At 62.9% G+C, this 12,067-nt stretch carries 13 protein-coding genes; 6 read left to right on the forward strand and 7 right to left on the reverse strand.

Going from position 1 to position 12,067, the window contains the following annotated elements:
• Positions 1–234 precede the first annotated feature (234 nt).
• Positions 235–1,164, reverse strand: a complete 930-nt coding sequence (locus AC0L3A_RS13880) for a LysR family transcriptional regulator (protein ID WP_473254569.1) — start codon at positions 1,162–1,164, stop codon at positions 235–237.
• A gap of 95 nt (positions 1,165–1,259) precedes the next feature.
• Here AC0L3A_RS13880 and pcaH point away from each other — a divergent pair, with 95 nt between their 5' ends.
• Both pcaH and pcaG read left to right on the forward strand, forming a co-directional pair.
• Entirely contained in the window at positions 1,260–2,048 is a 789-nt protein-coding gene (gene pcaH / locus AC0L3A_RS13885) for a protocatechuate 3,4-dioxygenase subunit beta (protein ID WP_473254570.1), read from the forward strand.
• A gap of 4 nt (positions 2,049–2,052) precedes the next feature.
• Entirely contained in the window at positions 2,053–2,679 is a 627-nt protein-coding gene (gene pcaG, locus AC0L3A_RS13890) for a protocatechuate 3,4-dioxygenase subunit alpha (protein ID WP_473254571.1), read from the forward strand.
• Positions 2,680–2,697: 18 nt separating this feature from the next.
• Here the strand turns inward: pcaG and AC0L3A_RS13895 are convergent, their stop codons facing one another.
• Both AC0L3A_RS13895 and AC0L3A_RS13900 read right to left on the reverse strand, forming a co-directional pair.
• On the reverse strand, positions 2,698–3,309 hold the full coding sequence (locus AC0L3A_RS13895) for a LabA-like NYN domain-containing protein (RefSeq protein WP_473254572.1): 612 nt from the start codon (positions 3,307–3,309) through the stop codon (positions 2,698–2,700).
• 361 nt (positions 3,310–3,670) lie between these two features.
• Positions 3,671–4,576: a helix-turn-helix domain-containing protein gene (locus tag AC0L3A_RS13900; RefSeq protein ID WP_473254573.1), complete on the reverse strand. Its 906-nt coding sequence runs from the start codon at positions 4,574–4,576 to the stop codon at positions 3,671–3,673.
• Between the two features lie 48 nt (positions 4,577–4,624).
• Between AC0L3A_RS13900 and pobA the strand changes: the two genes are divergently transcribed.
• A complete protein-coding gene (gene pobA / locus AC0L3A_RS13905) occupies positions 4,625–5,797 on the forward strand; it encodes a 4-hydroxybenzoate 3-monooxygenase (protein WP_473254574.1) in 1,173 nt (390 codons plus the stop codon).
• A gap of 35 nt (positions 5,798–5,832) precedes the next feature.
• On the opposite strand, the gene AC0L3A_RS13910 is transcribed toward pobA, so the two are convergent.
• Positions 5,833–7,983, reverse strand: coding sequence for a CHASE2 domain-containing protein (locus AC0L3A_RS13910; protein ID WP_473254575.1), 2,151 nt, complete (start codon positions 7,981–7,983; stop codon positions 5,833–5,835).
• An 18-nt stretch (positions 7,984–8,001) separates the two neighbouring features.
• On the reverse strand, positions 8,002–8,673 hold the full coding sequence (locus AC0L3A_RS13915; protein ID WP_473254576.1) for a hypothetical protein: 672 nt from the start codon (positions 8,671–8,673) through the stop codon (positions 8,002–8,004).
• Positions 8,674–9,297: 624 nt separating this feature from the next.
• Here AC0L3A_RS13915 and AC0L3A_RS13920 point away from each other — a divergent pair.
• Positions 9,298–9,756, forward strand: coding sequence for a hypothetical protein (locus AC0L3A_RS13920; protein ID WP_007595548.1), 459 nt, complete (start codon positions 9,298–9,300; stop codon positions 9,754–9,756).
• Positions 9,757–9,795: 39 nt separating this feature from the next.
• On the opposite strand, the gene galE is transcribed toward AC0L3A_RS13920, so the two are convergent.
• Together galE and AC0L3A_RS13930 are read right to left on the reverse strand one after the other, a co-directional pair.
• The gene (galE, locus tag AC0L3A_RS13925) at positions 9,796–10,788 is read right to left on the reverse strand and encodes a UDP-glucose 4-epimerase GalE (RefSeq protein ID WP_007595546.1); all 993 of its coding nucleotides are present in this window, start codon (positions 10,786–10,788) and stop codon (positions 9,796–9,798) included.
• Between the two features lie 6 nt (positions 10,789–10,794).
• The gene (locus tag AC0L3A_RS13930; protein WP_473254577.1) at positions 10,795–10,974 is read right to left on the reverse strand and encodes a hypothetical protein; all 180 of its coding nucleotides are present in this window, start codon (positions 10,972–10,974) and stop codon (positions 10,795–10,797) included.
• A 209-nt stretch (positions 10,975–11,183) separates the two neighbouring features.
• Here AC0L3A_RS13930 and AC0L3A_RS13935 point away from each other — a divergent pair, with 209 nt between their 5' ends.
• Positions 11,184–11,468 (forward strand): hypothetical protein, encoded by a 285-nt coding sequence (locus tag AC0L3A_RS13935; RefSeq protein WP_007595543.1) that lies wholly within the window; start codon positions 11,184–11,186, stop codon positions 11,466–11,468.
• A gap of 146 nt (positions 11,469–11,614) precedes the next feature.
• Positions 11,615–12,061, forward strand: a complete 447-nt coding sequence (locus AC0L3A_RS13940) for a CHRD domain-containing protein (protein WP_376707519.1) — start codon at positions 11,615–11,617, stop codon at positions 12,059–12,061.
• Positions 12,062–12,067: the final 6 nt, after the last annotated feature.

Below are 12,067 nucleotides of genomic sequence, written 5' to 3' on the forward strand. Positions count from 1 at the left end.
ATTGCGAGCGCAGCGAAGGAATCCAGTCTGTCACCGCGGAGGGATTCTTATCGAAAGGTCACGCGGTATGGGCCCTGGCTTTCGCCAGGAGGACCCGTAGGTTGCACTGTGCTTCAATTTTACGATTTCAGCCCGTATTTTCTTCGTGCACCTGCTGGTTCGCGCGCAAGGCGGCGTTTTCCTTGCGGAATCACACAGGACTTGGGTGTGGTTCATGCGCCGCAGCCGGGGTGTTCAGCGGCCCGCGGCCGTCGCCGCGATGATCTCGAGCTGATTCCTGAGCCAGCGGTGGGCCGGATCTTTCTGATAGCGCTGGTGCCAGACCATGAACATCGGCAGCTCGGCTAGGGTTCGCGTGCGCGAGGCCAGCGGAATCCGCACCTGCGCGAAGCCGTGCATGACGCCGGGCGCCAACAGGCTCGGCATGCTCGCCAGCATTTGCGAGCCACGCAGAAAGGATGGCACGCCGGAGAAGCTCGGCACCGAGATCGCGATGTCGCGGTGGAAGCCGTTGGCTGCAAGCCGGCGATCGAAGTCGAGCCGCTCATTGTCAGTGTAGACCACCGTGATGTGGTGCGCCGCGAGATAGGCACCGCGCGTAGCCGGCGCAGCACGGGCTTTGGGGTCGTAGTAACAAACGTAATGGTCCTGCAGCAGGCGCTTCTGCACGATGTCCACGCCGGATGGCGGCAGCGGCGTGATCAGCAGGTCGCAGCGGTTTTCCCGCAGCATCGCCGGCGAGGGCGACTGCGAGGGGATCACGCGCAGGTTCAGGCTCGTCACCTGCGCTGCGACATGATCGAAGAACCGCGGAAGCAGCAGGTCGCGCTGGAAGTCGTTCGCGGCGATTGTCAGCGAAAGCTGCGCGCCCGCCGGCTCGAACGTAACGCCGCCGGCAAAGCTCCGCATCTCGTCGATCAGCGCCCGCGCCTTTGCCGCGAGCGCCTGGGCGTGCGCCGTGGCGACAATGCCGCGGCCGGATTTGGCAAACAGCGGATCGCCGACGATCCGCCGCAGCTTGTTCAGGGCGTGGCTGACCGCGGATTGCGTCAGGCCGAGCCGCGTTGCGGCCGCCGTCACCGAGCCTTCTTCCAGCACGGCCAGGAACAGCTCCAGCGCATGGCCATCGAGCGCCAAATGATCGATTTTCTTCATGGAATTCATTATAATCGATCTATTTATCTTGAGAATAGCCGGCGCCATCATGTCCCGATAAATCGTGCGCCCCAACGGGAGCGCTACAGGGAGAGACAACGCCGATGAATGCCCAGGCGCCAGCCTTGCGGGATCCCCGCCTCAACCGCCCCGAGCCGTTCACGCCGCCGCTCGGTGACGGCGGCTTCTTCCAGCGCGACCGTTCCATGCATCCGCCGGCGCACGCGCCGGGCTACAAATCGTCGGTGCTGCGCTCGCCGCGCCAGGCGCTGCTGTCGCTTGAGACCTCGGTTTCGGAGATTACGGGGCCGGTGTTCGGTCACAACGACCTCGGCGCGCTCGACAATGATTTGATCCGCAACTACGCCAAGGACGGCGATCCCGTCGGCGAGCGCATCATCGTCCACGGCCGCGTGCTGGACGAGACCGGCCGCGGCGTGCCGAACACGCTGGTCGAGTTCTGGCAGGCCAATGCCGGCGGCCGCTACCGGCACAAGAAAGACACGTATCTGGCGCCGATCGATCCGAATTTCGGCGGTTGCGGTCGCGCACTGACCGACGACACCGGCTACTATTATTTCCGTACCGTGAAGCCGGGACCCTATCCCTGGCGCAACTACGTCAACAGCTGGCGTCCCGCTCACATCCACTTCTCGGTGTTCGGCTCGGGCTTCGCACAACGTCTGATCACCCAGATGTACTTTGAGGGCGATCCCCTGATCCCGGTCTGCCCGATCCTGACGACGATCCCGGACAAGGATGCGCTGGAGCGCCTCGTCGCGCCGCTCGACCTCAATGCATCGACTCCGTTCGATTCGCTCGCCTATCGCTTCGACATCGTCTTGCGCGGCCAGCGCTCCACTTACTTTGAAAATCGCACCGCAGGGAACTAGGTCCATGCCTCAGCCGCTCAACTACCTCAAGGAAACCGCCTCGCAGACGGCCGGGCCCTACGTGCATATCGGGTTGATCCCGGCCATGGCCGGCTTCGACATTTTCGAGAAGAATTTTTCAAACGTGCTGGTGACGCCGAACACGCAAGGCGAACGCATCACGCTGGAGGGCAAGGTGATCGACGGCAGCGGCACGCCGCTGCGTGACGTGCTGCTGGAGATCTGGCAGGCGAACGCGACGGGCCGCTACAACCATCCGGCTGATCGGTCAATCGGCTCGCTGGACGAGGAATTTCGTGGCTGGGGCCGCGGCGGCTCCGACTTCGAGAGCGGTCTCGTCACCTTCGAGACCATCAAGCCGGGCGCGATCATCGACAAGACGGGCCGCAAAGGCGCGCCGCATATCAATGTCTGGATTGTCGCGCGCGGTATCAACATCGGTCTCAACACGCGCCTCTATTTTTCGGACGAAGAGGCCGCCAACGCCGCCGACCCCGTGCTCAACCTGATCGAGCATCCGGTCCGGCGCTCGACGCTGATCGCAAAGCGCAGCGAACGCGCTGGCAAGATCGTGTATTCCTTCACGATCAATTTGCAGGGGCCGGAAGAGACGGTGTTCTTCGACGTGTGAGAGCCGCCGCCCGAAGGTTCACTCCACCTGGTCGCCGCGATCGATCGCTACGCGCGCGCGGAATTGCGGTGACTGACGCATCTCGCGCGATCCCGGCCGATTGGCCGGATCGCGCCCCACTTTTGGTTGCAGTTCTGCCAAATCGATGAATATGTCCGCCTGTCGGCGCAGCTCGTCGGCGACCATGGCTGGCTGAGTGGAGAGTGTGGAGACGACCGTCACGCGGACACCGAGGCGTTGCAGGGCTTCCACCAGCGAACGAAAATTCCCATCGCCCGAGAACAACACGATCTGATCGACGTGCTCGGCGAGTTCCATCGCATTTACGGCGAGGACGACATCCATGCTGCCCTTCACCTTGCGGCGGCCGGTGATGGCGTCGACGAATTCCTTCGTGAGTTTCGTGACGACGGTGTATCCGTTATAGTCGAGCCAATCGATCAACGGACGGATTGACGAATACTCCTGATCCTCGACGACGGTCGTGTAGTAGAAGGCCCGCAACAGCGCACCTCGGCTTTGGAATTCGCCGAGCAGTCGCCTGTAGTCGATGTCGAAGCCGAGCGCCTTGGAGGTGGCATGGAGGTTGGAGCCATCGATAAAGAGTGCGATCTTCTCAATCGAAGACATTATGCACAAATCTCCAGTTGTACGCGAAAGGTGGCCGGTCCAACCGCCGGGGGCGGTGTGTCGGCCGGAAAAACATTGAAGCCACCGATGGCTTGCCGAAAAAGCAGCGCAGACGACCGGACAGGGGCGGCCGTCTTGCGCCCAGGTTAGGGAGGATACAATGCCCACCGGCGCCAGGGCGCCGAATGCAGCCAGGCTAAGGCGCGCGCATTCCCTACTCAATTGTACTGAGGTAAAGGGCGCCTATCCAAAGGATAGGGCCCCATATACGAAGGTTAAGTGGCAGCGCTGGCAACAAAGGCCATTGCGGTTCCCAGCGTGGCCTTCGACCACAGGCGCGCCTGATCGATCGGCCGATTTGTCAGCCTTCCTCGCCGTGGAGCTGCGCGCGAAAGGCGCGCGGCGACACGCCCGTGGCGGCGGCATAGACCCGGCTGAAATAGGCGGGGTCCTCGAAACCCAGCGCATAGGCGATCGTCGAGACCGGCAAATTGGTGTAGACGAGGTTGCGCCGCGCCTCGCGGATCAGCCGGTTGAGGATCAGGTGCGAGGCGGTGTCGCCGGTTGCCGTCCGCGTTACCCGGTTGAGATGGGTCGTCGTGATCGACAGCGCGCCCGCATAGTCCGCAACGCTCCAGCGTTCCAGATGATGCTGTTCCAGCAGCGCCTCGAAGCGGCGGAATAGTCCGCTTTCAGCCGTGCCGTTGCCTCCGCTCTCGCCAGTGAGTGCGCGGGCCACCAGCCCGATCATGGCTGCCGAGAGTGCACGCAGCACATGCGCTCGGCCGAAATCGCGCGCGGCGTGTTCGGCAAAGATCTGCTTCATGGTGGTCCGGATCTGCGGCGTGCCGCGTATCACGGCCGAGCGCGACAAGGCACTTCGCAGGCCTTCAGAGGCGAGCAGCGCTTCGTCCAATATTTCCGCGGCGATGGTCAGCACCCAGCCCTGGGTATCAGGCACGAAACGGAAGCCGTGGACGTGGCCGACAGGCACGTTCACGATTTGCATCGGCTTCAGCTGCACCACGCGCCCGTCGAGCGTGGCTTCGCCGCCGCCGCGCTCGATCAGCAGCACCTGGTGCAGCCGGGCATGGCGGTGCACGGCCAGCGTCCAGTCGTGCAGCACCGAGCGCGAGGCAATCGTCTCGCAATGCACGACATCGGGCAGATCGCCGGACTCGCCGAACAAATTGTAGACCCGGATCGCCGGGGCGGGGGCTGCGCGTCTCATGTTCGAATAGTACAAGACAAAGACGAAAGCCTCCATCGGTCAGCGGCGCTGAATCTGCAAGAAAGTGCCGAGGAGGACGCAAAAATGAAAGTTCAGGTCTGTATCATCGGCGGCGGGCCCTCCGGGCTGCTGTTGTCCCAGCTCCTGCACCTCAAGGGCATCGACACGGTCGTGCTGGAAAAATCCAGCCGCGACCACGTGCTTGCCCGGATCCGTGCCGGCGTGCTCGAACACGGCTTCGCCAGGCTGATGCGCGAGGCTCAGTGCGGCGAGCGGATGGACCGCGAGGGTGAGATCCACAAGGGATTCGAGATCGCCCATGATGGGGTGCTCTCCCAGATCGACCTCCACAAGCATTCCGGCGGCAATTCGGTGCTGGTCTACGGCCAGACCGAGCTGACGCGCGACCTCTACGAGGCGCGCGACCGCCTCGGCGGCAACGTAGTGCACAATGCCGAGGACGTGACGCCGCATGACCTGACCTCCGATCGGCCTTACGTGACCTATCGTTCGAATGGCGAGACCGTCCGAGTCGATTGCGATTATATCGTTGGCGCCGACGGCTTTCATGGCGTCAGTCGCAAGTCGATTCCGAAGGACGTGCTGCGGGAATACGAGAAGATCTATCCGTTCGGCTGGCTCGGCGTGCTGTCGCGTACGAAACCGGTGTCGCCGGAGCTGATCTATGTGAAACATGAGCGCGGCTTCGCGTTGTGTTCCTTGCGGTCGCAAGTGCTGAGCCGCTACTACGTCCAGGTGCCGCTCACCGACAAGGTGGAGGACTGGAGCGACGATGCGTTCTGGGCCGAGCTGAAGCGTCGTCTGCCGGACGAGGTCGGCGGCCGCCTGATCACGGGACCGTCCATCGAAAAGAGCATCGCGCCGTTGCGCAGCTTCGTCGCCGAGCCGATGAGCTACGGCCGCCTGTTTCTCGCCGGCGATGCCGCCCACATCGTGCCGCCGACCGGCGCGCGCGGGCTGAACAGCGCCGCCTCCGACATCTATTATCTCTACCACGCCATGCTCGCGCACTATCAGAACGACGATGATTCCGGGCTCCAGGGCTATTCCGCCAAGGCGCTGGCGCGGATCTGGAAGGCGCAACGCTTCTCGTGGTGGATGACGATGCTGCTGCATCGCTTCCCCGACCGGCTCGAATACGAGGACCGGCTCCAGCAGACGGAGCTGGAATATCTCCTCTCGTCTGAGACGGCACAGCGCCTGCTCGCGGAGAATTATGTGGGACTGCCGTTCTAGCGTGGAGTGGACCCGAAAAGCGGTGCGACGCTGCGCTACTTTCCTTCCAGAATATTCACCGGCGTCCAATCCGACCCCGGTGGATTTATAGCGAGCGCAGTCGCGCGCTTGCCAAAAAGCGCTGACGCCGGATCCATTTCCGCCGTTCGCCCGAACGCATCAGCCGCCTTCGCAAACTCCCTTGCCCGCCAGCACGCCAACCCTTCCGCATACGCGGCGGCAACCTTCGTCTGCCCGGCACTCTCCGTGCCCTTGTCCGCGAGGGGCTCGAACACCTTGATCGCCTCGCCGCGTCCTATCAATTTGATGGCGTCGAGCTCGCGCCAGGCGAAAGTATCGCCTGTCTGCGCGACAGTCGTTTCTGACGCCATGATGGCGGTGCCATAATATTTGTTGGCGCCTTCGAGCCGCGAGGCGACGTTCACGGTGTCGCTCATCACGGTGTAGTTGAAGCGGCGGCGGGAGCCGATATTGCCGACCACGGCCTCGCCGCTGTTGAGCCCGATGCGGTGCGACAGGCCGTGGCCGGCGAAGGCGGCGCTGCCGGCGTTGAGCTCCGCCAGCTTTGCGTGACATTTCAGCGCCGCGTGAACGGCGTTGCGCGCGTGGGCCGGATCGTCGGCGGGGGCACCGAACATGGCGACGATGGAATCGCCGATATATTTGTCGACATAACCGCCATGGCTCTCGATGATGTCGGTCATGGCGGAGAGATATTCGTTCATCAGCGTCACCAGCTCGCCCGGCGTCATCGTCTCGGCGATGGAGGAGAAGCCGCTCAGGTCGGAGAAGAACATCGTGACGTTGCGCATTTCGCCGCCGAGCGCCGGCATCTTGCCGGAGGCCACCATCGTCTCGATCACCTCGGGCGCGAGATAGAACGCAAAGCTCCTGCGCAGGAAACGCTCGTCACGATCGGCCAGCACGAAACGGTAGCCGATCATCATCGCGAGCCCGGCAAGGCTTGCGAGTGCCGGCTCGGTCAACGGCAGCGCCAAGGCATGGACGAATGCACCGACGGCCACAGCGGCGTATACGGCGGTGAGGCCGAGCCATGCGATCAGTGCGCCACCCGGTGCGAGCACGCAGGCCGCGCAGGCCACGATCGCTGCGAACACGATGGTGAGAATGCTCCGCAGTGGAAAGCCGAGCTCGGTCACCGCATCGCGTTCGATCAGATTTCGCACCGCGTTGGCATGCACGAAGACACCGGCAATGTCGCTGCGAGCCTTCTGTGCGGTGTTCGCCGGGACGGGCAGGGCGCATCGTGGCCCCGGCGTTCCGTCATACCCGCCGGACAGCCGCATCGAGGTGAGCTTGCGGTCCGCGAAATTGAGGACGGTCCCGAGCAGCACGACCTTGCCGTCGAAGGCGCGACGGAAGAAGTCGCGGTCACCTTTCTCCACGCAGGCACGCAGGTCGGCGAAGGAGAAGGTCGGAATGTCGCGGCCCAGTCGTCGAAAATTGAGCGTCAGTGTGTTCGGCACGGCGCTCGGAATTGCATAACCGAACAATTCGGTTGCGCCGGAAGGTGCGATCTCGGGCTTTCCACCGAGCGCGCGCGCGGCGAGCTCGACCGCCATCGTGGGGACCGGCTTACCGTCGATCGAGAAGCTGAGCGGCATTCGCCGGATCACGTCATCAGTGTCGGTATGGACGTTGAGGGAACGGACAGCATTCTTCACCGCAAATCGCTGTGCGGAGTAAGGCGCGTCCGGATGGTCGTTGCTCAGGATCTCGCCGAGGACCAGTTTGCCGTTGTCGGAAAGCTTCCGCAAGGCTATGAGATAGTCCCGGTCAAAACCCTTCATACGGTCGCCGAGCGGCGCGTCGCCGAAGGGAATCTCCGACTGCTCGATCGAACTCGGAAAGATGACGTCGAAGCCGATGACCTTGGCACCGCCGTCGCTGATACTCCCGAGCACCCGGCCGATCTCGCGCGTCCAGGTCTGCGTTGGCGATCCCTTGAACGGCGGAGTGTCGTAGGTCTCGCCGTCGATGGCCACGACGACGACCGGTGATGTCGCGGGATCGCGGTGGTCGCCGACGAGCTTGCCGCGCAGTGCCGTGAGGATGTCGAGCGACAGGCCCTGCAGCGTCTGGAACGGCGGAGACGTGACGACGGCGCCTGCAAGAAGCGCAATCAGGATCGCTGCAACGATGTCCCGTCTGCCGATCCGCCGCATCGCCCCGTCGCTAGCTGCCTATTCGAGCCGCAGCAGGCGTCCCACGATCGGCGTCGGCGACGACGTGGCGCTGGGATCGACCTGGAAGGCATAACGCTTGGTGCCGAGGATGGCGAGATAGCTGCCGCCCGGCGTCAGCGACTTCCCGGCCTTGGCGAAATCATAGAACTTGCCGCCGACCATCGTCTCGCTCTTGAGCGGCACGCTGATCGTGGGCTCCTTGCCATCGGTGCGTTCGATCACCAGGGTGCTGCCGCTCTTGGCCTGCACTAACGGCGCGACGCCGTAGAGCGTCGGCAGCTTGGCCGGAGCGCTGCCCTTGGCGTCCGACCGCATGGTGCGGAAGGTCGTCGCGGCACTCTGGTTCGCCTCGCGCTCCGACAGTTTTGCCGCGTTGGTATCGCAGGGCACCTTTTCCCGCTTGACCTCACCGAGTTGCACGGTGCTCTGCTCGGTGCCGACCATGATGACGCCTTCGCTGATGGTCTCGCGCTGGCACGATTTGAGATAGCTGAGCGTAATGGTTGCCTTGGGCCCCAGCTTGATGATCTTGCCCGGCGCCACGTAATCCATGAACGCGACACCGTCGACCTTGCCTTGCACCTCCTCGACGATGGCGGCCGGGGTCTCCGCCAAAGCGGGGGCAGCAAGACAGCACGCGCCGACAACAGCGCCGATCAGGCTTTTCATGGGAATTCTCATCCAATTCGACCGATACTTGCCCGGTCCCCGTCCAGGCCCGATGCTTAGCAGCGAAACGCCCAGGCAAGTGTGACCGGAATCACTCTCAGATATTGGTGCACTCTATCAGGAAGAGGTTCAAACCGGCGACCGGAGAAAACAGTGCGCCGGCAAGCTGTTGGCCGGATGGATAATTTCATTCGGCTGGGACGGCCTCGACCGGGTGGCCCTCCGCTGCACTCTCTATAATGGGCGCGAGCGTGATAATGGGAGCCAGCGTGGCTCGGTCTTCTGGTGCGGCGTCGTCTGTTGACCGGCCGCGATCTCCACGACTTTGTCCCATCGCGACAGGAAGGCTGGCTGTCACGAACTGGTTGGAGTTGATAGCGGTCATATGCAAGCTGCCAAACGAAGTCGGCACGCCGATCGTTTTTAGCGCGGTATCCAACGAAGTCCAGCTTTCTTGCCCGCTGCACGGGGGAACGTGCGCCCGCCCGCGTCGCTGCGCGTCGGCAGCAATTTGACTGGCTCGCTTTGCAGGACGTTAACCGTGGCGGAATGCTCCCCGCGCGGGTCATTGTCGCGCCCCAGAGTTGGTTGCAAATACGTTTGGGTTTTACGGTGGATGTTTTCATGCTGAGAGACGGCAAATATGCGGCCTGGTTCAGGACCCCGCGCGGTCAGGGCACGGGCGTCGTGCATCTGGCGGAGGGACGAATCTCCGGCAGCGACAGCTTCTTCACGTATGGCGGCTCTTACCGAATCGACGAGCAGCGCTTCACGGCGGTTCTGACCACGCGGCGACATGCCGAGGGGCCGCCGACTGTGTTCGGGCTCGACGAAGTCGAGGTCAAGCTCTCGGGCGTGTGCAGCGGCGCGATGGCGACTTGTTCCGGAACGGCCGAGCAGGCGCCCGATGTGACCTTCGAGGCGACGCTGATTTACAGCCAGGACGAGGTGCCCGCCGTTGAGGCCAGAGGTGCGGTCGTGAAGCTCAACGCCGACAAGCTGCCCAAGGGTCTCGACGGCCGCTCGCGATCGCGCCATCCGTTTGCGCCGGGATCGCTCGGCTCAGAACGGAATAGACCATAGGCCACGTCTTATCCCGCCTGATCGACTTCGACGATGTCGTCAGGGCTGCTTAAGCGGATGAGCCCTCTGGTGCCAGGCCCAGGCGGTGCGGATCACAGTCGGCAGATCCGAATGTCGCGGCACGAAATTCAGCACTTTTCGCGCTGCGGAGGGATCGGCGACCAGATAGGTGGGATCGCCGGCGCGGCGTGGTTTGACGGTGTGGGGCACCTCGCGCCCGGTCTCCTGCCTGATGGCAGTCAGAATTTCCCGCACCGAAAAGCCGGAGCCGGTGCCCAGATTGAAGCTCCCGCCGGCATGCCCTTGTTCCAGCAGCTTCAGCGCCGCGACATGCGCCGCGGCGAGGTCGGTGACATGGATGTAATCGCGGATGGCGGTGCCATCGGGCGTGTCGTAGTCCTCGCCGAACACGGCAAAATCGACATGGCCCTGTAATGCCATCATGGCGCGCGGAATGAGATGGGTTTCATTGTCACGCAATTCGCCGATGCCGCCGGCAGGATCGGCGCCGCTGGCGTTGAAATAGCGCAGGCAGAACGCGCCGAAGCCGTAAGCGGCGCGGTAATCGGCGAGCATGCGCTCGATCATCCATTTCGATGCGCCATAGGGGTTGATCGGCGCGCAGGGGAAGTCTTCCGGCAGTTCCTTGGAATCGGCATTGCCGTAGACGGCGCCGGTCGAGGAGAACACGATACGATGGCAGCCCGCATTGCGCATCGCCTGCAATAGCGACAGCGTGCCCTGCACATTGTTGATGTAGTACTTTTGCGGGTCGGTCATGGACTCGCCGACGAGGCTCGCCGCCGCGAAATGCATGACCGCCGTGATTTTGTGCTCGGCGAAGGCGCGCGCCAGCGTGGCGCCGTCGAGCAGATCGCCTGTTACCAGCGGGCCGGCGACGAACCCGCGATGACCTGTCGACAGATTGTCATAAACGACGGGCTGATAACCGGCGGCGGTCAGGGCGCGACAGGCATGCGAGCCGATATAGCCCGCGCCTCCCGTAACGAGGACAGTCGGTCGGTCGGTCATGTCTGCTTACCTCGAGGTGAAATCAACGATCATCCATGCGTCCGCGGCCAGCACCAAATCGGCACACAGCACGAGCACCGCAAGCGTCAACCATTCGAAACGCTTGCCGAAGGCGGGGACACGCCGCGTGGCACCACGGGACACGACATCACTCGAGGAGAGGGCTTCCGAAGTGATCTGTCCCAATGTGATTGCCTCAGTTCGACAGTTGATCGATCGGGTGAGCATAGATTGATCTTCGCCGTATGCAACCCACCGGGGGCTCGCCACGATTGTCCTTCTTCGTTTAGCTCGCATTGACCCTATCATTGCGAAACGGTCGGCGCGCGCATCGCGGCAACCGAAGCTTTAAGCACGAAAAATAAGCTGATGCCGAGTAAAGGAGTGACTGAAACATGGCACAGATCTGGATGACTTATGACGAACTCGCCGGGCTTAGTGGCTGCACGCCTGCCGAGGCCAGAATGCGGGCCATCCATTTGTCACTTGACCGCCGCAAAAGCCGCGATGGCGCAACCCGCGTTAAGCTCGATCTGGCGCTGACGGCTAAATTTTTCGCATCTGTCCGGGACGCCGGTTTTGATCTGGACGGCGCCATCGAGGCGCTCCAAGCCACCCATCGGCAGATGGCAGAACTCCTGTCGCCGAACCAGTTCCAGGGCCGGCGCCGGTCGGCTTAGCCCCCGCATGCAATCGATCACGCTCCGGGCACGAGGAGCCGAGATTCTCGCGGTGCTTGTTCCGAATCAGGCATAAATCTCCATCCGGATTTTCCATTGCGGGCCGGGTTAACCGCAGCGGGCCGCAGAGCCTGCAGGAGGATGCCATGAGGAACGACAGCGATCGAGGCTACGCGACACTGTTGGGAGCGGCGATGCTGGGCGGGCTGATCATCATGACAACCGCAACGGCAAACGCAGAGCTTGTGAAGTTGCAGGCCGATTTAAAAGGCAGCAATGAAGTGCCTCCGAACAACTCGCCTGGAACAGGCAAGGCCGAGGCGACCTACGATACCGAGGCGAAGACCCTCACCTATACGGTCAGCTTTTCCGGCTTGACCGGGCCAGTCATGGGGGCACATTTCCATGGCCCCGTGGAGCCCGGCAAGAACGCCGGCATCGTGCTGCCGTTCAAGACGGTGCAAAGTCCGATTCAGGGGAGCGCAACGCTCACGGAAGCTCAGGCTGCGGATCTGCTGGCCGGGAAATGGTACGCGAACATTCATACGGCCGCGAACCCGGGCGGTGAACTACGCGGACAAATGATAAAATAAGGACGG

Source organism: Bradyrhizobium sp. MI1.3 (assembly GCF_055811695.1).